The sequence below is a fragment of the Mannheimia kashgarensis genome (assembly GCF_041807705.1).
Classification (GTDB): Bacteria; Pseudomonadota; Gammaproteobacteria; order Enterobacterales; family Pasteurellaceae; genus Mannheimia.
Genome location: NZ_JBGTYY010000008.1, coordinates 53,853 through 74,951 on the forward strand (window position 1 = coordinate 53,853; position 21,099 = coordinate 74,951).

Annotated in this window: 17 protein-coding genes, 1 pseudogene and 1 riboswitch; of the genes and pseudogenes, 13 read left to right on the forward strand and 5 right to left on the reverse strand. The window is 38.2% G+C overall.

The annotated features are described in order from the left end of the window. Window positions 1-63: 63 nt before the first annotated feature. Complete coding sequence (gene ppc, locus ACERCF_RS05425) at window positions 64-2,703, reverse strand: phosphoenolpyruvate carboxylase (RefSeq protein WP_373624905.1); 2,640 nt, start codon at window positions 2,701-2,703, stop codon at window positions 64-66. 176 nt (window positions 2,704-2,879) lie between these two features. On the opposite strand from ppc, the gene ACERCF_RS05430 reads away from it, so the two are divergent. Beyond that, window positions 2,880-3,284 (forward strand): FKBP-type peptidyl-prolyl cis-trans isomerase, encoded by a 405-nt coding sequence (locus ACERCF_RS05430; protein ID WP_373624906.1) that lies wholly within the window; start codon window positions 2,880-2,882, stop codon window positions 3,282-3,284. A gap of 128 nt (window positions 3,285-3,412) precedes the next feature. Here ACERCF_RS05430 and tkt read toward each other — a convergent pair whose 3' ends face one another. Further along, a complete protein-coding gene (tkt, locus tag ACERCF_RS05435; RefSeq protein ID WP_373624907.1) occupies window positions 3,413-5,419 on the reverse strand; it encodes a transketolase in 2,007 nt (668 codons plus the stop codon). Between the two features lie 340 nt (window positions 5,420-5,759). Here tkt and rpmE point away from each other — a divergent pair, with 340 nt between their 5' ends. The 6 genes from rpmE (at window position 5,760) to ilvY (ending at window position 11,087) form a co-directional block, all read left to right on the forward strand. Further along, a complete protein-coding gene (rpmE, locus tag ACERCF_RS05440; protein WP_006249284.1) occupies window positions 5,760-5,972 on the forward strand; it encodes a 50S ribosomal protein L31 in 213 nt (70 codons plus the stop codon). A gap of 283 nt (window positions 5,973-6,255) precedes the next feature. Beyond that, window positions 6,256-7,395, forward strand: a complete 1,140-nt coding sequence (locus ACERCF_RS05445; protein WP_373624908.1) for a glycosyltransferase — start codon at window positions 6,256-6,258, stop codon at window positions 7,393-7,395. A 5-nt stretch (window positions 7,396-7,400) separates the two neighbouring features. Continuing rightward, a complete protein-coding gene (locus ACERCF_RS05450; RefSeq protein WP_373624909.1) occupies window positions 7,401-8,075 on the forward strand; it encodes a glycosyltransferase family 25 protein in 675 nt (224 codons plus the stop codon). A gap of 16 nt (window positions 8,076-8,091) precedes the next feature. Further along, complete coding sequence (locus ACERCF_RS05455) at window positions 8,092-9,159, forward strand: glycosyltransferase family 9 protein (RefSeq protein ID WP_373624910.1); 1,068 nt, start codon at window positions 8,092-8,094, stop codon at window positions 9,157-9,159. A gap of 1 nt (window position 9,160) precedes the next feature. Beyond that, window positions 9,161-10,216 carry a glycosyltransferase family 9 protein gene (locus tag ACERCF_RS05460; protein ID WP_373624911.1) on the forward strand — a complete coding sequence of 352 codons (1,056 nt, stop codon included), beginning with the start codon at window positions 9,161-9,163 and terminating at the stop codon, window positions 10,214-10,216. Further along, window positions 10,197-11,087, forward strand: a complete 891-nt coding sequence (gene ilvY, locus ACERCF_RS05465; protein WP_373624912.1) for an HTH-type transcriptional activator IlvY — start codon at window positions 10,197-10,199, stop codon at window positions 11,085-11,087. Before ACERCF_RS05460 ends, ilvY begins: the two co-directional genes overlap by 20 nt. 97 nt (window positions 11,088-11,184) lie before the next feature. Here ilvY and lon read toward each other — a convergent pair whose 3' ends face one another. Then, complete coding sequence (gene lon / locus ACERCF_RS05470; RefSeq protein ID WP_373624913.1) at window positions 11,185-13,602, reverse strand: endopeptidase La; 2,418 nt, start codon at window positions 13,600-13,602, stop codon at window positions 11,185-11,187. Between the two features lie 204 nt (window positions 13,603-13,806). Then, a riboswitch (FMN riboswitch) is annotated at window positions 13,807-13,932 on the forward strand. Window positions 13,933-14,107: 175 nt separating this feature from the next. On the opposite strand from lon, the gene ribD reads away from it, so the two are divergent. The 4 genes from ribD to ribH all read left to right on the forward strand — a co-directional run bounded on the left by ribD (window position 14,108) and on the right by ribH (window position 17,706). Beyond that, window positions 14,108-15,205: a bifunctional diaminohydroxyphosphoribosylaminopyrimidine deaminase/5-amino-6-(5-phosphoribosylamino)uracil reductase RibD gene (ribD, locus tag ACERCF_RS05475; protein ID WP_373624914.1), complete on the forward strand. Its 1,098-nt coding sequence runs from the start codon at window positions 14,108-14,110 to the stop codon at window positions 15,203-15,205. Window positions 15,206-15,303: 98 nt separating this feature from the next. Further along, the gene (ribE, locus tag ACERCF_RS05480; RefSeq protein WP_373611283.1) at window positions 15,304-15,951 is read left to right on the forward strand and encodes a riboflavin synthase; all 648 of its coding nucleotides are present in this window, start codon (window positions 15,304-15,306) and stop codon (window positions 15,949-15,951) included. Window positions 15,952-15,960: 9 nt separating this feature from the next. Then, on the forward strand, window positions 15,961-17,163 hold the full coding sequence (locus tag ACERCF_RS05485) for a bifunctional 3,4-dihydroxy-2-butanone-4-phosphate synthase/GTP cyclohydrolase II (protein ID WP_373624915.1): 1,203 nt from the start codon (window positions 15,961-15,963) through the stop codon (window positions 17,161-17,163). Between the two features lie 78 nt (window positions 17,164-17,241). After that, window positions 17,242-17,706, forward strand: coding sequence for a 6,7-dimethyl-8-ribityllumazine synthase (gene ribH, locus ACERCF_RS05490; RefSeq protein ID WP_373611285.1), 465 nt, complete (start codon window positions 17,242-17,244; stop codon window positions 17,704-17,706). A 45-nt stretch (window positions 17,707-17,751) separates the two neighbouring features. Here the strand turns inward: ribH and lnt are convergent, their stop codons facing one another. Both lnt and corC read right to left on the reverse strand, forming a co-directional pair. Further along, complete coding sequence (gene lnt, locus ACERCF_RS05495) at window positions 17,752-19,257, reverse strand: apolipoprotein N-acyltransferase (RefSeq protein ID WP_373624916.1); 1,506 nt, start codon at window positions 19,255-19,257, stop codon at window positions 17,752-17,754. 56 nt (window positions 19,258-19,313) lie between these two features. Continuing rightward, window positions 19,314-20,225, reverse strand: coding sequence for a CNNM family magnesium/cobalt transport protein CorC (gene corC / locus ACERCF_RS05500; protein WP_373611287.1), 912 nt, complete (start codon window positions 20,223-20,225; stop codon window positions 19,314-19,316). Window positions 20,226-20,364: 139 nt separating this feature from the next. Between corC and ACERCF_RS05505 the strand changes: the two genes are divergently transcribed. Together ACERCF_RS05505 and ACERCF_RS05510 are read left to right on the forward strand one after the other, a co-directional pair. Next, window positions 20,365-20,973, forward strand: coding sequence for a DUF2057 family protein (locus ACERCF_RS05505; RefSeq protein WP_373611288.1), 609 nt, complete (start codon window positions 20,365-20,367; stop codon window positions 20,971-20,973). A 56-nt stretch (window positions 20,974-21,029) separates the two neighbouring features. After that, window positions 21,030-21,099, forward strand: a pseudogene (locus ACERCF_RS05510) (IS1595 family transposase); the annotation flags it as partial.

Below are 21,099 nucleotides of genomic sequence, written 5' to 3' on the forward strand. Positions count from 1 at the left end.
TATTCAGGATTTTGCAAATGTGTCACCAAATTTAACCGCTTGTATAACCTAACCTAACCTAACCTAACCTGTATTACGCATACCTGCCGCAATACCTGTGATGGTTATCATCAAGGCTTGTTCAAGTTCAGGATCGACATTTTCACCTTGATTACGAATACGGTGCAGTAGCTCCACTTGTAACAAATTCAATGGATCTGTGTACACATTACGCAGTGCGATGGATTCTGCAATCCAAGGTAAATCTGCCATTAATTGACCATCGTGGGCAAGGGCAAGAACAGTTTTGAGATCAGCTTGTAATTGAGTGCGTAATGCTTTGCCTAAACGATGTAATGTTGGCTCAACTAAACGTTGGTCATAATATTCCGCTAACCACACGTCTGCTTTACTGAATACCATCTCAAGCATTCCAATACGAGTTGAGAAGAACGGCCATTCATTACACATCTCTTTTAACAGTTTTTCATCGCCATCATCAATGAGCTGCTGCAATGCTTGCCCTGCACCTAACCACGCAGGCAGCATTAAGCGGTTTTGCATCCAAGCAAAAATCCATGGAATAGCACGCAAACTTTCAACGCCACCTTTCGGATTGCGTTTTGCTGGGCGTGAACCAAGCGGTAAGCGAGACAGTTCTTGCTCGGGCGTTGCTGCTCGGAAATATGGTACAAAATCCGCTTCACCACGCACCATATCACGGTAAATTTGGCAGGAAATTTCCGAACCTTTAGCTAATACATCTCGCCATTCTTGTTTTGGCTCTGGTGGTGGGAAGATATTTGCTTCTAAAATCGCACTGGCGTAAAGTTCTAAACTTTCCACCGCAACGGCAGGTAAGCCTAATTTGAATCGGATCATTTCGCCTTGCTCGGTAACTCGTAAACCATTTTTTAGTGAGCGAGGAGGCTGAGAGAGCAGAGCTGCATGAGCCGGAGCACCACCACGTCCGATAGTGCCTCCACGCCCGTGAAATAGGGTAAGCTCAATATTATATTTTTCACATAAATTAACTAATGCTTCTTGCGCTCGATATTGTGCCCAACCAGCGGCTAACATTCCTGCGTCTTTGGCGGAATCGGAATAGCCGATCATAATCATCTGATAATTATTGATAATACCACGATACCAGCCGATATTAAACAAATCAGTCATCACTTTTTCACTGTGATCTAAATCGCCCAGTGTTTCAAAGAGTGGGGCAACAGGAATAGTAAATTTGCATCCTGCTTCTTTTAATAAAAGATGAACGGCTAACACGTCAGAGGCTTCACGAGCCATTGAAATTACATAGGCAGAAATTACTCCTTGAGGCTGTTCAGCCACGATTTTACAAGTGTCTAATACCTCTTTGGTTTCTGCACTTGGTGTCCAGTTATTTGGAATTAGTGGGCGACGAGAGGTAAGCTCACGCACTAAGAAGGCTTGTTTATCATCTTCTGTCCAATGCGAGTAGTCGCCTAAGCCGATATAGCGAGTGATTTCTGCAATCGCTGTTTCGTGGCGGGTACTTTCTTGGCGAATATCTAAACGAGATAAGCCTAACCCAAAACAACTTACACGGCGTAAACAATCTAGCAACGCACCGTTTGCAATGATTCGCATACCACAGGCTTGTAAGGATTCATAGCAGTCGAATAAAGGCTGCCAAAGCTGCTTATCTGAGATTAAGATCTCTTTTTCATCAATAGTAGAAATGCGATCTTCTAACAGTTCAGCATAGTAAATTTCAGTATTCGTTAATTTTTGGCGTAGTCCTTTTAACACCACTCGATAAGGCTCTAAATGATCGCCATATTTTGCACGAAAGGCAGGCGTACATTGTGTAACAGATAACTCTTCGGTTAATTGTTTAATATCTTCTAAGAATAACCCTGCTGCTTTCCAGCGGTTCATTCTTAATACTCGGCGAGTAGTTTCTGCGGTTACAAATGGATTACCATCACGGTCGCCTCCCATCCAAGAAGAGAAGCGAACAGGTGCAAGACTAACAGAATATTGCACCCCAAAATGTTTCTCTAAATAGAAATTCAGTTGGCGGCAGAACTCAGGCACAGCAGTCCATAAACTATTTTCAATCACTGCCATACCGCCCTTAGCTTCATCAACAGGGGTTGGGCGTTGTGTTCTAATTTCATTGGTATGCCAAGCTAACGCAATCAACTGCATTAAACGGCGTTTGATTTTATAACTTTCTGTTTCGGTTAAGTCATCGTGTTCTAATAGGTCTAAACATTTATTGATTTCAACGTGTTTATGCCCAAGTGAACGGCGAGTTACTTCTGTTGGGTGAGCTGTTAGTACCAAATCAATCATTAAGGCTTCCACAGTTTTAATCACTTTTTCAACAGGAATATTTTGTGATTTCAAACGAAGAAAAAGTGAATCTAATGAACGGTTACTTAATAATGTATTGGTATGATGGCGTGAAACCGTTTGATGTTGTTCGGCAATATTTGTTAAGTTTAAAAAATGGCTAAAAGCACGAGCAACAGGCAGAACATCATCATTAGAAATATTGGCTAATTTGTCTAATAATTGCTCACGGGCAGTTTCATCGCCAGAGCGAGAGTCTCTGGATAACACACGAATACTCTCAATTAAATCAAGAATATAATCGCCTTGAGCATCACGGATAGTTTGACCTAAGAAGTCGCCTAGCATTTGAATATTAGTATGTATGCTGGAATATTGTTGGTTCATAAAAAATTCCTATGATAAAGATAAATTTAATTAGGGGTAATATGCCTAAAATAATAGGAAATAGCAAATAGATTTAATTAAAAAGTTGAATTAAATAATAAAAAAACAAAAAATGATTGTCTAATCTACCAGTAGCGGCTAAACGCCTTTTATCACAAGAGAGGAATCTGATGAAAATGATGAAATCATTTTATACTTTTAGCTTAGCATTATTGGTTGGCGGAGTAACTTTACCTGCTGCCGTTTCGGCTAATCAACGTTACCAAACTACTGAACAAGGATTGCAATATAAAGTTATTAAAGCAAGTAACGGCAAAAAGCCAACTATCAACGATGAAGTGGAGATCCGCTTTAAGTCCTATAACGAGAAAGGCGAATTATTTGAAGGCACATTAAATAATGTACCTGTGATTTTACCTGTGAGAGATATGTTCTCAGGGCTTCAACAAAGTTTGATGATGATGCCTGTAGGCTCAGTTTATGAGTTTAATATTCCTAAGCATTTAGGTTACCAAGAAGAAGGTAGTCATTCTAAAAAGCCTGTGTTATATCGCATAGAATTATTAAGAATTAATCCTTAATATTACGCAAGCGGTAAAATTTGACAAAAATTTTGCAAGTTGTAAAAAATTAGCGAAATATGACCGTTTACTACATATCACAAGCACAAAAAAGCGGGAGTTTCTCCCGCTTTTGTACTATATAAGTATTATAAAATCTCTTTCGCTTTTGCAACTACGTTTTCAACGGTGAAACCGAAGAGTTTGAATAATTGGTCAGCAGGAGCTGATTCACCAAAGCTATTCATACCTACAATTCGACCTTCAAAGCCAACGTATTTATACCAGAAGTCTGCAATTTGTGCTTCGATGGCAACACGTTTTGTGACTGAACGTGGTAACACAGATTCACGGTATGCTTCATCTTGTTTATCAAACACATTGGTGCTTGGCATTGAAACAACACGCACTTTCACACCTTCGCTATCTAATACATCTGCGGCTTTCATTGCTAAATCAACTTCAGAACCTGTTGCGATTAAGATTAAATCTGGGCAAGTGCCTTTTTCACAGCAATCACGCAAGATGTAACCACCACGAGCTACATTCGCTAATTGTTCAGCTGTACGCTCTTGTTGTGCAAGGTTTTGACGAGTGAAGATCAACGCTGAAGGGCCATCTTTACGCTCAACCGCCGCTTTCCACGCTACTGCAGATTCTACTTGATCTGCCGGTCTCCACGTTTCTAAGTTTGGAATTAGGCGTAATGAAGCTGTTTGTTCTACTGGCTGGTGAGTTGGACCATCTTCGCCTAAACCGATTGAATCGTGCGTGTAAACGAATAATACACGTTGTTTCATTAATGCTGCCATACGCACTGCATTGTGAGCGTATTCATAGAACATTAAGAATGTTGCACCGTAAGGAATGAAACCGCCGTGTAGGGCAATACCATTCATAATGGCGGACATACCAAACTCACGCACCCCGTAATTGATATAGTTACCATCTACATTGTGATCAGCACGGATTGGTTTTGATCCAGACCATAAGGTTAAGTTAGAGCTTGCAAGGTCTGCAGAACCGCCTAAGAACTCAGGTAATGTTGGTGCATAGGCTTCAATTGCATTTTGAGATGCTTTACGGCTTGCAATATTTGCAGGGGTTGCTTGTAATTTCTCAATAAATGCTTTGCTTTCTGTTTCCCAGTTTGCTGGTAATTCGCCTGCATAGCGACGTTTAAATTCTGCAGCTAATACTGGATATGCAGATTCATAAGCTGCAAATTTTGCATTCCAATCTTTCTCTGCTAGTGTACCTTTTGCTTTTGCATCCCAATCTGAATAAATTTCCTCAGGAATTTCAAATGGAGCGTGTTCCCAACCTAAGAACTCACGAGAAGCTGCAATTTCCACATCGCCTAATGGTGCACCGTGGGAATCGTGCGAAGCTGATTTATTTGGCGAGCCATAACCGATAATTGTCTTACAGATGATAAGGGTAGGGCGTTCAGTTTCAGCTTGTGCATTTTCAATCGCAAATTTGATTTGCTCTGCATCGTGACCATCAACATTGCGGATTACTTGCCAACCGTATGATTCAAAGCGTTGTGCTGTATCATCAGTAAACCAACCATCAACGTGGCCATCAATCGAAATATTGTTGTCATCATAGAATGCAATTAATTTACCTAAACCTAATGTACCCGCAAGCGAGCAAGCCTCGTGAGAAATACCCTCCATTAAGCAACCATCACCTAAGAATGCGTAGGTATAGTGATCAACAATGTTATGACCTTCACGGTTAAATTGTGCAGCAAGGGTTTTTTCTGCAATTGCCATACCAACAGCGTTAGTAATACCTTGACCTAAAGGACCTGTTGTAGTCTCAACACCCGGTGCATAACCATATTCTGGGTGTCCTGGTGTTTTAGAGTGTAATTGACGGAATTGTTTTAAATCTTCGATAGAAAGATCATAGCCTGTTAAATGTAACAAGCTATAAATTAACATTGAGCCGTGTCCATTTGATAGAACAAAGCGGTCACGATCAGCCCATTTAGGGTTATTTGGGTTGTGCTTTAAAAAATCACGCCATAAAACTTCTGCAATATCAGCCATACCCATAGGGGCTCCCGGGTGACCTGAATTTGCTTTTTGCACAGCATCCATACTTAAAAAACGAATTGCATTTGCTAGCACTTTACGTTCTGCCATTGTGTTTACTCCTAGTCGAAGAATGTTATATAAAGAAAGGGATAGAATCCGATTTTACACTATTTTTTTATAAAGTCTCAAAAAACTAAATGAAAAGTGTGATCTAGCTCACAAATCTATAGAGATTTACCTGCATTACGCTCAATATTGTTTTTGTTAAATAGTTTATAAAATAGCAATCATTAATAGTTGATCTTGGCAGGAAATTTATCTAAAATACGCACTCTTTTTGGCGTTGAGTTATGCTCAACATTTTATTAATCACATATGGTACTTGTTCGGTACAGCCCCAGAAGGAAGGCTCGGCAAGTGGCGATATGGTCTCGTTAGAGGTTCTCCAATGAAACAAGGTATTCACCCAGAATATAAAGAAATTACTGCAACTTGCTCTTGTGGTAATGTAGTTAAAACCCGCTCAACAGTAGGTAAAGATTTAAACTTAGACGTATGTGGCAACTGCCACCCGTTCTACACTGGTAAACAACGTGTTGTTGACACTGGTGGTCGTGTTGAACGCTTTAACAAACGCTTCAGCATTCCAAGCTCAAAATAATTTATTAATTATGCAAGCCCCACTGTTATGTGGGGTTTTGTTTATATAAAATAGGCAGTTACATCTATTTCAAAAATTCAAGTAACTTTTATTATCTTTGGAAACTCCAAATTTAGGCTAGAAAAGATACTGAGAAAAACATTCAAAGCCATAGAAAGTATAGAAGTGGTTTTGTGAATAATTAAACGATAAGAGTCGTAGATATTGATAGCTAAATGTTAGGTAATACAAAGAAATAGAGAAAAGTGATATGAGGATATTGTTTTTACATAAGTGGCTAATTATGGGAGGAATAGAGCGTATTTTGGCGAATTATCTCTCTATTTTACAAAATGAAGAAGAACTTTATATAGATGTTCTGATTGATTATGACACTGAAAATAATGTATTTCACCACTTTATTCCTAGCAATGTTAATATTAGCTATTTGTTTGATAAGCATTATTATTTAATGAGAGAAAATTTGTTTTCTAAAAGGAATACAAATTGGATAAATAAATTTAACTATAAAATTCTTAATTTCAAGGAAAAGAGAAAGAAGAAAAGAGTTCTAATGGAGCATATTCTAGATGGAAAATATGATATGGTTATTAACTTTAGTAATCATTTTGACCCATATATTAATTTTGATAAGTTAGAATGTCCCATTATTAGATGGCAGCACTCGGCAATAGATGAAATTAGAGAAAAGGATCTCAGGATCTTAAATAGATATAATAAAATCGTCACGATTTGTGAAGATATGAAACAACAATTAATAAACTATGTGCCTTCTGATAAATTGGAAGTTTTGTTTAATCCAATGGAAACACAGAAAGTTCTATCGCTTGCTAACGAGAAATTGCCATCACAGTATGATTTTGATTATTTTGTTCAAGTTGCCAGATTAGATAAAATAAAAAGGCATTCAGATTTAATCATTATCTTTAATCAATTAGTGAGAAAGGGGATAAAAGAAAAATTATTAATCATTGGTAATGGACCGGAATTACAAAATTTAAAAATGCTTATTAATGAACTAGGCTTGCAGGAACGTTGCTTCTTATTAGGTGAAATAGAAAACCCATATCCGTATATAAAGAATGCCAAATTATTTCTCCATACATCTGAAAGAGAAGGGCTGCCGACTGTTTTGCTTGAGAGTATGATATTAAATACACCTGTCATTGCTATGGATTGTCCTACTGGCCCAAGAGAAGTATTGGATGATGGAAAATGTGGTGAGCTAATTGAAATAGGGAATCAAGAAAAATTTGTTTCTAAAACCTTAGACTTATTAGAGTCACCCCAAAAAATGGATATTTATAAACGTAATATGAAAGTTCATATTAAAAAATTTAGTGAAGTTGAAATAAAGAAACAGTTTATTTCACTTATTAAGGGTATGACAAATTTATTATCAGAGACTGTAGATAAGGATTAATTAGTATGAATAATCTACCTCCTATTTTTATCATCAGTTTAAAAAATTCCTCACGTAGAAAAGAAATTTTGGAAAGACTAAATAGCTTAGGTCTAGAATTTGAGTTTTTTGATGCTGTATACGGAAAAGAGCTGACAGAAGAACAACTTAAACAAGTTGATTTTGATTTTTATCCACAAAAATATGCAGCAAGGAAACCATTAACATTGGGTGAAATAGGCTGTGCATTAAGCCATATTAAAATGTATGAATATATCGTCTCGAATAATATTCAGGAAGCGATTATTTTAGAAGATGATGCGATAGTTTCGCTTTATTTTAAACAAATTCTAGAAGATGTTTTGAAAAAAGTGCCTTCTCGTAGAGAAATTGTTTTCTTTGATCACGGAAAAGCAAAAGTATTTCCAATTATGCGTAATTTAGTAGAGCGTTATCGTTTAGCAAGATATTTAAAACCTTCTAAAAATTCCAAACGTTCTATTATTAGAACAACGGCTTATCTAATTACTCGAGATGGAGCTGAAAAACTACTCAAATTTGCTTATCCTGTTCGATTACCTTCTGATTTTTTGACAGGATTACTGCAAATGACGGATATTCACGCTTATGGTGTAGAACCGGCTTGTGTTTTTGGCGGGCATATCTCAGAAATTGATGAGATTGAGGATAGATATAAATAGACTGGTATTAAGCTCAATGAAAATCTTCAAAAAATTAATGCTTTCTTTATTAGAAAAAAGAAATATTCTTGATGATGAAATATTGCATACTACAGAAATTAATTCTATTCTCATACGCCCACTTGGCTGGGCGATTGGTGATGCTGTAGTGCATACGGCACATATAAAGCAACTGAAGAAGTGTTATCCCAACGCAAAAATTGGGGTTGTAGCTGCATCGGCTAACAAAATAATCTATGAACATTCTCAATTAGTTGACTGTTATGTTCATAGAAATTTTATGGATTATATAAGAAATTATAAAAAATGGGATTTGGTGATTGATTTTGAGAATAACTTCAACTCATCATCTTTGTTAATGGATAGGATTATTAATCCAAAATATATTGCGATATTTAGAAAATATCCGAAAAAGTATTATAACCTTGATACCATCAAAAATTATAATTTCTATTATCCACAAGCTGCTAGTGACAAATTAAGTCATTATTTATTAAATTCAGGATTTAATCCTAATAATAGTTTATCTATTGAATATAGCACCCTTATAACAGATGCTGAGTCTGATTCAAAAATATCTGGAGTATGGGCGAAAGATAAATTTAGGTTATTGCTTTGCCCTTATGGTAGTAAACGGCATATTCCTACAAATGAATTGGCTCTATTACTTAATCAGGCTATCTTAGAGAATAAGCAAGAAATTGATATTCTCCTGAGTTATACTGAATTATCTCAGGAATATTATCAAGAACTTAAACAATATTGTCCACATCTGAATATTCGATTAGCACCTCAAATGTCATTGGGAGAATATTTGTCTTTAGTGGCAAGTTCAGATTTTGTCATTGCTGTTGATGGCGGTGCATTACATATTGCGTGTGCATTTCAAAAACCACTATTAAGTTTTTTTGCTAAGAGTATGCCTAATATGGGAGCTTGGGAGCCATTATTATTACCGACTACGCCTCATTTTAGAGTGTTAACAAAAAATGATGTGGGGACAAATTCCAATTTAACGAAAGACTTTGATATTGAAGAAGCCATTATTTGGTTGAATAATTACTTAACAGAAAATAGACATTAAAATGAAACTAAAAGCTATTTTACAAAAACTCCGATTATCATTAGGAAAGAAACTTATTGACATAGATAAATCAAAAGGCTCTGAGGTAGCGTTACCTAATAAAATTCTTTTCCTCAGACAAGATGGGAAAATTGGTGATTATACAGTGAGTTCTTTTGTTTTTCGTGAACTTAAAAAACAAAATAATGATATAAAAATTGGGATTGTTTGTACTAAGCAAGATGCGTATTTATATCAGCAAAATCCACATATTGATCATATCTATTACGTAAAAAAACGCAATATTATAGATTATATTAGGTGTGGATTAAAGTTAAGAAAAGAACATTACGATGTGGTTATTGATCCTACCGTTGTTATTAAGAATCGTGACTTGCTGTTATTACGTTTAATTAATGCAAAAAATTATGTAGGATATAAGAAATCAGATTATGGATTATTTAATATAAATATTGAAGGGGAGCATCACTTCTCTGCACTTTATAAAATTGCATTAGAAAAACTTGGTGTTATTGTGCAAGATACTACATATGATGTGCCATATGATGAGAATATCAAAAGGGAAATTGAAGGCTACTTGCAAGAAAATAATTTATCTCATTATATCGCCATTAATTTTTATGGTGCAGCAAGAGCAAAAAAAGTATCAGATGAAAATATCCCCAAATATATTGAATATTTGCAGAAAATTACAAATAATCAACCGCTTGTATTATTGAGCTATCCAGAAGTAGCGAGTAAATTACAAGAAATTGCAGCCAATTATGAAAATGTATTTGTACATAATACGACAAAAATATTTCATACTATAGAGCTGATTAGAAATGCTGAGTTACTGATTTCAACTGATACCTCTACGGTGCATATTGCTTCAGGATTTGATAAAAAGATTATCGGAATTTATCGAGACGATCCTATCGCCTTTATTCATTGGAAGCCAATAAGTAAAGCTGAAACGCATATCTTGTTTTATAAAGAGAATATTAATGAAATTTCTCCTGAACAGATAAAAGCAGAATGGGTAGGTGAATTAAAAAATGGAATTTCAAAGCCTTAAACTCTTTCTAGACATTGTTCAAACTCGCAGTTTTATCCGTAGTGCAGAGAAAAACTATATGACGGCTTCCACGCTAACTCGCCATATTCAGCGAATGGAAGATGAGCTTGGGCAGCCGTTGTTTCTTCGGGATAATCGGCAGGTTCATTTAACCGAAGCGGGTGAAAAATTCCTTGAATTTGCAAAACAGGGGTGGACGGAATGGCAGCATCTACAACATCAACTTTCACCGACTCAGGGAGAGTTAGAGGGTGAATTGAAAGTGTTTTGCTCGGTAACAGCAGCGTATAGCCATTTACCGCAGATTTTGTCTCGTTTTCGGCAAGCTCATCCTAAAGTAGAAATTAAACTGAGCACAGGGGATCCTGCTCAAGCGGTTAATGAAGTACAATCTTTATCAGCCGATATTTCACTTGCAGGTAAGCCGGAATTTTTGCCGAATAATATTATTTTTCACTATATTGATGATATTGAGCTCTCTATTATTGCTCCTCGAGTTGCTTGTGCTGCAACGCAGATTTTGCAATTATCGCCGATAGATTGGAAAAATGTGCCTTTTATTTTGCCAGTGAATGGTCCTGTGAGAAAGCGTATCGACCGTTGGTTTAAAGAGCAAAAAATTAAAGAGCCTCGTATTTATGCTACAGTAACGGGGCATGAGGCAATATTACCAATGGTTGCACTTGGTTTTGGTGTGGCGTTATTGCCTGATGTGGTTATCAAACATAGCCCAATGAATAACCAAGTTTCATATTTAAATTTACCCTCGCCGATTACGCCATTTGAGCTGGGTGTTTGTGTTCAGCAAAGGCGGTTACAAGAACCGATTATCAACGCATTTTGGGCATTGTTACCCCAACTTCAAAAATAAAACAAGCGGTCATTTTTTCCTGATTTTTTGCAAAATCCTAAAGAAAAATGATCGCTTGTTAGCTTATTACCATAGGGCAGTGTGTACTGCCCTGAGATTATTGAACTACCGCTTTCGCACGTGATTTTTTCACCTTAATCGCCGTTTTTGGTAGCACATCTTTTGGCATCACTTCAATTCCCAGTGACGGATTTTCAAGGGCAATTGCCAGCACCTCATCAATCGTTTCCACTGCGTGAATACTTAATGCTGCTTTTGCATTTTCTGGAATTTCCTCTAAGTCTTTTTCATTCTCTTTCGGAATAATCACAGTAGTAATACCGCCACGATGGGCTGCGAGTAATTTCTCTTTTAAACCGCCGATAGGTAATACTTTACCTCTCAAGCTGATTTCACCAGTCATTGCGACTTCTTTGCGAACAGGGTTACCTGTTAGGCTTGAAATTAATGCAGTACACATCGCAATACCAGCACTTGGACCATCTTTTGGTGTCGCTCCATCTGGCACGTGAACGTGGATATCACGTTTTTCGTGGAAGTCTTCGGCAATCCCTAATTTATCTGCACGAGAACGAACCACCACCATTGCCGCTTGGATAGATTCTTTCATTACATCGCCTAATGAACCCGTGTAAGAGAATTTACCTTTACCCGCTACAGAAGCAGTTTCAATGGTTAATAAATCACCACCTACTTCTGTCCACGCTAAACCTGTTACTTCCCCAATGCGGTTCTGGCTATCCATTTTGCCGTAGTCAAAGCGTTTTACACCTAAATAGTCTTCAATATTGCTTTCAGAAACCGTAATTGATTTCAATTTTTTATCTAAGACTAAGGCTTTTACTGCTTTACGGCAGATTTTAGCAATTTCACGCTCAAGCCCACGCACGCCGGCTTCACGGGTGTAGTAGCGGATAATGCTTAAAATTGCACTATCTTCGACAGTGAGTTCGCCCTCTTGCAATCCGTTATTTTCTTGCTGTTTAGCCAGTAAATGATCACGAGCAATGTGCATTTTTTCATCTTCGGTATAGCCTGAAAGACGAATCACTTCCATACGGTCTAACAACGCTGGTGGAATATTCATTGAGTTTGAGGTTGCCACAAACATCACATCAGATAAATCGTAATCCACTTCTAAATAGTGGTCGTTGAAGGCTTTATTTTGCTCTGGATCTAATACCTCTAGTAACGCTGAAGCAGGGTCGCCACGCATATCCTGTGCCATTTTGTCGATTTCATCTAACAAGAATAGCGGGTTACGCACGCCAACTTTTGCCATTTTCATCATTAGAGAACCCGGCATTGAGCCAATATAGGTACGGCGATGACCACGAATTTCTGCCTCATCACGCACACCACCTAACGCCATACGCACGTATTTACGCCCTGTGGCATTCGCAATAGATTGTCCAAGTGAGGTTTTACCCACACCTGGAGGACCAACTAAACAGAGAATTGGACCTTTTAATTTATTTAGACGACTTTGCACTGCTAAGTATTCTACAATCCGCTCTTTCACTCGTTCTAAGCCGTAGTGGTCTTTATCCAAAATCTCTTGAGCTTGGGCTAAATCTTTTTTGACCGCTGATTTTTTATGCCACGGCATTTGTAAAATCCAGTCAATATAACCACGCACAACGGTAGCTTCGGAAGAGCTTTGCGGCATTGCTTTGAGCTTTTTGAACTCCGTATTCAGCTTGTCTTTTACCTCGGTCGGTAATTTTGCAGCGTCAATTTTCTCTTTAAGCTTATCTAACTCGCTTTGTTCAACGTCATCGCCATTACCTAACTCTTTTTGAATCGCTTTAATTTGCTCGTTGAGGTAGTAATCACGTTGGTTCTTTTCCATTTGCTGTTTAACACGATTACGAATCCGAGTTTCGGTTTCAAGCGTATCCATCTCAGTTGCCATCGCAATTAACAAGGCTTCAAAACGGGCAATCAGATTTGGTTGCTCCAATAATTCCTGTTTTTTCTTCACCGGAGCAATTAAGTTAGAGGCAATGGTATCCGCCAAGCGATCTTCCAGCGTAATTTTTTGCAGTTTAGGAATAATTTCTGCCGGAATTTTCTTATTATTTTTAACGTAATTTTCAAATTCGGTTAAGGTTGTTTTAGCAATGGTTTTTAATTCTTCATTGTCTTCATCATATTCAGAATAAATAGGCTGAATTGCTGCCCAGAAGCCATTTTCATCATCGTAAATTTGCTCAATTTTGGCACGAGTTTGCCCTTCAACCAGCACTTTTACTGTACCGTCTGGCAAATTCAACATTTGAATGATGTTAGCGGTTACGCCAACAGAATACATATCTTCTTTGCTTGGATCTTCTTTATTCGGGTCTTGCTGAGTAACTAAAAACAGTTGCTTATTCGAATCCATCGCCGAACGTAGGGCTTGAATTGATTTTTCACGACCTACAAATAACGGCATAACCATATAAGGGAATACCACTACATCACGCAATGGAAGTAGGGGTAATTCAATCGCTTTCTTTTTTCTTGGTGCCATAAATTTGCTCTCTCTATCTAAAATATCGTTATCCCATTATGAGGACGAATTTGGGAAAAACAAGGGAAAATTTGATTTATATTAAAAAAACTCGGCAGGCTTAAACAGTAGATGATGACGATTTAATCAATTGTTAAAACCAGAGCAATTTGCTCAATTTCTTGCTTGACATAAATGCCGAATGCGAGCAGAATTCTTACCAATTTTAATCTTCAGGGCAGGGTGAAATTCCCGATCGGCGGTAAAGTCCGCGAGCGAAACGAAAAAGGTTGAGCAGGAACTGGTGAAACTCCGGTACCGACAGTATAGTCTGGATGGAAGAAGAGGTTATCATATAAAAGCACCGTGCAAGCGGTTGTTTTTCGTTCCTTTTTTGCAAGCCTTGAGATCGTAAGATTTCAAGGCTTCATTATTTCATCAGCGGAATTTGCAAATTTTTGAGCAAAAATGACCGCTTGTATGGAAATAATCCTTTCATCACGCCCTCAATTTATCAAAAATTTATATGAATGATGCTCAATATATGGCTTACGCCATTGAACTTGCGAAAAAAGCTCAAGGTTGGACAAATCCTAATCCACTTGTGGGCTGTGTGATTGTGAAAAATGGAAAAATCGTTGCCGAAGGCTATCATAAAAAAGCAGGGGATTGGCACGCTGAACGTAATGCGATTTTAAATAGTAACGAAGAGCTTACCGGTGCTACGGCGTATGTCACGCTTGAGCCTTGTTGCCATCACGGGAGAACGCCACCTTGTTCTGATCTTTTAATTGAGCGAGGCATTAAAAAGGTATTTATTGGCTCTCGTGATCCAAATCCACTTGTTTCAGGCAAAGGAGCAGAGCAGCTTAGAGCAGCTGGGGTGGAAGTCGTTGAAGATTTTATGCGTGCAGAATGTGATGAATTAAACCCGATTTTCTTTCACTACATTCAAACCAAACGCCCGTATGTTTTGCTGAAATATGCAATGACGGCAGATGGCAAAATTGCCACCAGCACAGGCGAATCAAAGTGGATTACGGGCGAGCAAGCTCGAGCAAAAGTACAGGAAACTCGCCACCAATACAGCTCGATTATGGTGGGTGTTGAAACGGTGTTGGCTGATGACCCAATGCTCAACAGCCGAATGCCGAATGCGAAACAGCCAGTCAGAATTATCTGTGATAGCCAGTTAAGAACACCGTTAGCGAGTAAATTAGTGCAAACAGCGAAAGAATACCACACAGTGATCGCAACAGTGAACGAAGATGTGAAAACGCATAAAGCATATCAACAGTTTGGTGTGGAAATTGTGGTTACTAAAGCAGATAACAAGCGGGTAGATTTGCTCGATCTTTTGCAAAAACTAGGCGAAATGCACATTGACAGTTTGTTAATTGAAGGTGGTTCAAGTCTGAATTTCAGTGCTTTAAAAGCAGGTTGCGTAAACCGAGTGCATTGTTATATTGCCCCCAAATTAGTTGGCGGTAAAGAGGCGAAAACGCCAATTGGTGGCGAGGGAATTGGCGAGTTGGCACAGGCGGTCAAATTACATCTGAAATCTACCGAATTGATCGGGGAAGATATTTTGTTGGATTATGAAACAGCTTTTTTTCATAATTAAATTGAAATTCCCTTACTCTCGCCCGTTTACGGGAGAGGGGAATAATAAGATAAAACAGCTCTCAGACTAAATTGGGAGTAAATCGGAGAATAGTTTAAATGTTCACAGGTATTATCGAAGAAGTTGGTCAAATTGCACAAATCAAAAAGCAAGGAGAATTTGCGGTTGTTACGGTAAAAGCGAAAAAAGTACTTACTGATGTGCAATTAGGCGATAGCATTGCGGTAAATGGGGTTTGCTTAACGGTAACTTCTTTCACGAAAGAGCAATTTACCGCAGATGTAATGTCGGAAACGCTAAAACGTACTTCGCTTGGCGAATTAAGCCTGAACAGCCCTGTTAATCTTGAGCGAGCAATGGCAGCAAACGGGCGTTTTGGTGGACATATTGTGTCTGGACATATTAATGGTACAGGCATAGTTGCTGAAATTACCCCAGCGGATAATGCTACTTGGTATCGCATCAAGGCTTCGCCAAAATTGTTGCGTTACATTATTGAGAAAGGTTCAATTACCATTGATGGCATTAGCTTAACAGTAGTTGATGTAAATGAAGACTCATTTAGGGTATCGATTATTCCACATACTATTAAGGAAACGAATTTAGGCTCAAAGAAAATTGGTAGCCTTGTCAATTTAGAGAACGATATTGTGGGGAAATATATCGAACAGTTTTTATTGAAAAAAGAGCCTGAAGATTCTCCAAGTAAACTGACAAGCGATTTTCTAAAAAACGCAGGATTTTAAGGATAAATAATGTTTAAATTTTCAACTGTAGAAGAGGCTATCCAAGCGATTGCCGCAGGTAAAATTATTTTAGTGAGTGATGATGCTGATCGTGAAAACGAGGGTGATTTCATCTGTGCAGCAGAATTTGCAACACCAGAAAATATTAACTTTATGGCGAAATATGGCAAAGGTTTAATTTGTACGCCAATATCCTCCGAGATTGCGGAGCGATTAGATTTTCATCCAATGGTAGTGGTCAATAAGGATAATCATCAAACAGCGTTCACGGTTTCGGTTGATTATATTGAAACTGGCACGGGCATCTCAGCTTTTGAGCGTTCTTTAACTTGTTTGAAGATCTTAGATGAAAATGCAAAAGCAGAAGATTTCCGCCGTCCGGGGCACGTCTTCCCATTAGTTGCTAAAGATGGTGGGGTATTGGTGCGTAACGGTCATACCGAAGCAACGGTGGATTTGGCTCGACTTGCGGGTTTAAAACCAGCAGGGCTTTGTTGTGAAATTATGTCGGAAGACGGTACAATGATGCAAATGCCTGAACTTCAAGCCTTTGCGAAAGAACATAATATGCCGTTTATTACCATTCAGCAGCTACAAGAATACCGTAGAAAACACGATAGCTTAGTTGATATGGTGTCGGTTGTGAATATGCCAACTAAACACGGCGAATTTAAAGCTCATAGCTTTGTTGAAACTTTGTCTGGCAAAGAACACGTTGCACTGGTAAAAGGCGATATTGGCGATGGCGAAAATGTATTATGCCGTATTCATTCAGAATGTTTAACAGGCGATGCGTTTGGCTCTCAACGTTGCGATTGCGGACAACAATTTGCCGCTGCAATGAGCCAAGTAGAGGCTGAAGGCAGAGGTGTTGTGCTTTACTTACGCCAAGAAGGGCGGGGTATTGGTTTAATCAACAAACTACGTGCTTATGAATTGCAAGACAGGGGAATGGATACGGTGGAGGCCAATTTGGCTCTCGGCTTTAAAGATGATGAACGTGAATACTACATTGCGGCTCAAATGTTCGAAAAACTTGGCGTGAAGTCGATTCGCTTGCTCACTAATAATCCTGCAAAAATCGAAGGGCTTATTGAGCAAGGTTTAAATGTGGTGGCTCGTGAGCCAATTATGGTTGAACCAAACGAACACGATTTAGAATATCTCAAAGTTAAACAACATAAAATGCGACATATGTTTAATTTTGAATAATGTATCAATTCAAAAGATAAAGAGGCGAAATATTTTTCGCCCCTGCAGGATAATTTATTTTCATATAAGGAAACAAAAATGGCAACATTTCAAGGCAACTACGTTGCAACAGGCTTAAAATTCGGTATCGTAGCAACAAATTGGCACAAAATCTTTATCGATCAGCTATTAAACGGTGCAACGGATAAACTACTTCGTCACGGTGTTGAAGAAAAAAATATCGACACAGTTTGGGTGCCGGGTGCATTAGAGATTGCTATTGCAGCGAAAAAAATGGCACAAAGCGGAAAATATGATGCCATTATCTGTTTAGGTGCGGTAGTGCGTGGGGCAACCAGCCACTATGATGTGGTAGTAAATGAATCAGCAAAAGGGATTAGCACTACAGCGTTAGAAACCGGCGTGCCGATTATCAACGGTATTTTAACAGTTGAAAACCTAGAACAAGCGATTGAGCGTTCAGGTACTAAAGCAGGTAATAAAGGCGAAGAGTGTGCAATGGTGGCGATTGAAATGGCTAACCTATTAAAAGATTTGGGCTAATAGATGAAAATAATCCCCTTAGAAAATTATTCTAAGGGGATTATTTTATCTTCTTCTCATCAAGAAGCTTATGCTTAAACTGATTAAGCTCAATCCATAAATCAACCAAATGCCAAATTGTTTAAAAGGTGTATCGCCTTTGGTTGGCTGAATGGTTGAAGTCAATACATCAGCCGTAAATTGCGGAAGTTGATGGGTAACTTGCCCATTGTGATCAACTACGGCGGTAATCCCTGTATTCGCAGACCGAACAAGTGGTTTACCAAGTTCTAACGCGCGCATTCTTGCCATTTGGAAGTGCTGCCAAGGGCCGATACTTGAACCGAACCAGGCATCATTGGTAATGGTTAAGAGATAATCCGCATTTTGGCTTTTTTGGTTTTGTTGAACCTGATTACCAAAAATAATTTCATAGCAAATCGCCAGATTAAAACGGTTGTTCTTCGCAATAATTGGATTTTGAATAAAACTGCCTTGTGAAAGATTAATAGGCAGAATAAAGACTTCTCGCATCCAATCTAACACCGAGCCAAACGGCACATATTCGCCAAACGGCACGAGATGGTGTTTGTTATAACGCTCGCTGGCGTGTAAGCCATAAGGCTTATTTTGCCCCAACAGCACGGCACTATTAAATAATTCCTCTTTTTCATTTTCATAGAGCGTGCCGATAATAATCTCACTGCCCGTTTGACGAGAGAGATTATCCAATGTTCCCAAAATTCCCCCGATTTGATTTTCAAGGGCAGGAATTGCCGATTCAGGCAAAATAATCACATCACTTTTACCTAAATGTGGAAGAACGAGTTGCTCGTAGGTTTTCACACTAAAATTGAAATGTTGCGGATCCCACTTCATTTTCTGCTCAATATTACCTTGCACAAGGCTGACGACAAGCGGCTGTTTTTCTTCATCAATTTGCACAAAGTTAAGAAAATGAGTTGCAAAACTTATTGAAAAAATGACCGCTAGTAAGGCAAGTGATTTAAGTGGTTCACTCTCTTGTTTTAATATTTGGACTAAATAGCCACTTGCTACTATTACAAGAAAAGTTAATCCTTCTACCCCTAAAATTGGTGCAATACCAGCGAAAGGGCTGTCAATTAAACTATAGCCAAATTGTAGCCAAGGGAAACCCGTAAACACTATGCCACGCAAATACTCGGTAAAAGTGAAAATGGCGGCGAGAGCAAACGGATTATTCAGCTTGAATTTGTATGAAAGAAAGCTGAACAGCACATTATAAATCGCTAAATAGCAAGCGAGTAGGAAAACAGCGATATAGCTGACCACCACAGGTACACCGCCGAATTGAGTCATACTCACAGACACCCAATTCACGCCCGTGCAGAAATAACCGATAGACCAAGCAAATGTTGCCCATAGTGCCGTTTTTCTTTGATTCAGCGTGGCAGCCCAAACTAAGCCTGCACCAGAAACAAAGGCAAGAAGCCAAATATCAAAAGGAGAGTAGGCGAAAGTGCCGATTGCACCAAGTAAAAGAGCAATGATACAAGCGGTCAAAATTGAAGGATTTTTTGCAAAATTCATAGTTCTCACTAAATAAGAGAGGCACACCTAAACGTGCTTTTTGAAATCAAATAGTGTTATTCTTCTTCGCTTTGCGAGTGTTGTTCCATTTTTTCTAACTGTTCATCAGAAAGTGTTACTCGCAATTGAATTAACTGACGGCTATTGGCAGAAGTAACTTTAAAACCAACGCCGTCTAACTCAATTTGTTCATCTCGTTTCGGGAAGTAACCAAAGGCTTTCATCACTAAGCCGCCGATGGTATCTACTTCTTCATCGTTAAAGTTGGTAGCAAAAAAGTCATTGAATTTTTTGATGTCGGTCAGTGGTAGCACAGCATAAGTATGCCTTGAAAGCTGACGGATTGGCTGAACTTCTTCTTCATCAAACTCATCATCAATATCGCCCACAATTTGTTCAAGAATATCTTCAATGGTCACTAAGCCTGAAACTGCACCAAATTCATCCACCACAATCGCCATATGAAAACGCTCAGAGCGGAACTCTTTTAGCATTCTGTCTAATCGTTTACTTTCAGGCACGATCACTGCTTGGCGAAGGATTTCTTGCAGATTGAACGGTTCGGAATCAGAACGTAAATATTTGAGTAAATCTTTAGAATGAAGAATGCCTTCAATGGTATCTTTTTCACCGCGAATAACAGGGAAACGAGAGTGAGCAGATTCAACAATGACATCAATAAAGCTCTCTAATGGCTCGTTAGCATCAATAAAGACAATTTGAGAGCGAGGGATCATAATATCCCGAACACGAAGTTCAGAGATTTCCATCACGCCTTCAATCATCTCTTTTGTATCACTATCAATTAATTCATTTTCGGCGGAATCACGAATAACTTCGACTAAATCTTCACGGTTTTTCGGTTCATTTTGGAAAAGATTGCCGAATAAAGTATGCAAAATAGATTTTTTCTCTGATTTTTCTGTTGTGTTTACGCCTATATTTGCACTTTGTTGTTCATCACTCATAGTTTGTTCCAGTTAAATAAATTACGCCTATAATAAGCAAATTCGATAACAAATCAAATAAAACATTGCTATTTTTACTCAAATTAGCATAGGATAGGCAAAGTCTTTTTTGTTTCTTAAATTATTTTGGGAGTTTGAAATGAAATTAACTAAGATGGCATTAACGGCAGCAGCTTTAGTTGTAAGCTCGATGAGCGTAGCAGGTACATTAAGTTCCTCCAATATGGTTGAAATTCTAGCCTTTGACGGACAACGTGTAAAAAAAGGCACAACTTCAGTACAAATCAGTGAAAATAAAACTCATCAAGTTGTTGTGGAAGTTGGCGGTACAGTTGAGGGTGATTTTTTTACCTCGGATCAAATGATTTTAACCTTTCAAGGCACAGCAGAGAATGCTAAATTAGAAGCACCGAGATTAAATTCAAAATTAGATCTGCGTAAATTTAGAGAGAACCAAACAGTAACGATTAAAACCGACTCTGGAAAAGTCATTAGCCACAAACAAGATTTCTTAAAAGGAGAGGGATTTTTAGCAGGTACTCGTGTAGAAGAAAATTTGAGCAAATATAATTTAGGTAAAAACATTGCTTCTGTCGAAAAATTCGCAGCTAAACCGCTTGAGGCAAAAGGGCAAATTGTTGTTGATACGAATAAAGTTTCAGTAGCTGAATTACAACTTTTATTCCAAAAAGCAGATAAAGAAACGCAAAAACATTTCTTAAACTGGGCTAAGCAAAACGCAAAATAATATTAGGGGCTGTCCTAGATAACGACTAAAACTTCCATTTAGGTTAAGATAACCCTATGAGAAAAAGTCGTCTAAGTCAGTACAAACAACATAAACTCATAGAGCTGTTTGTAGCAGGCGTAACCG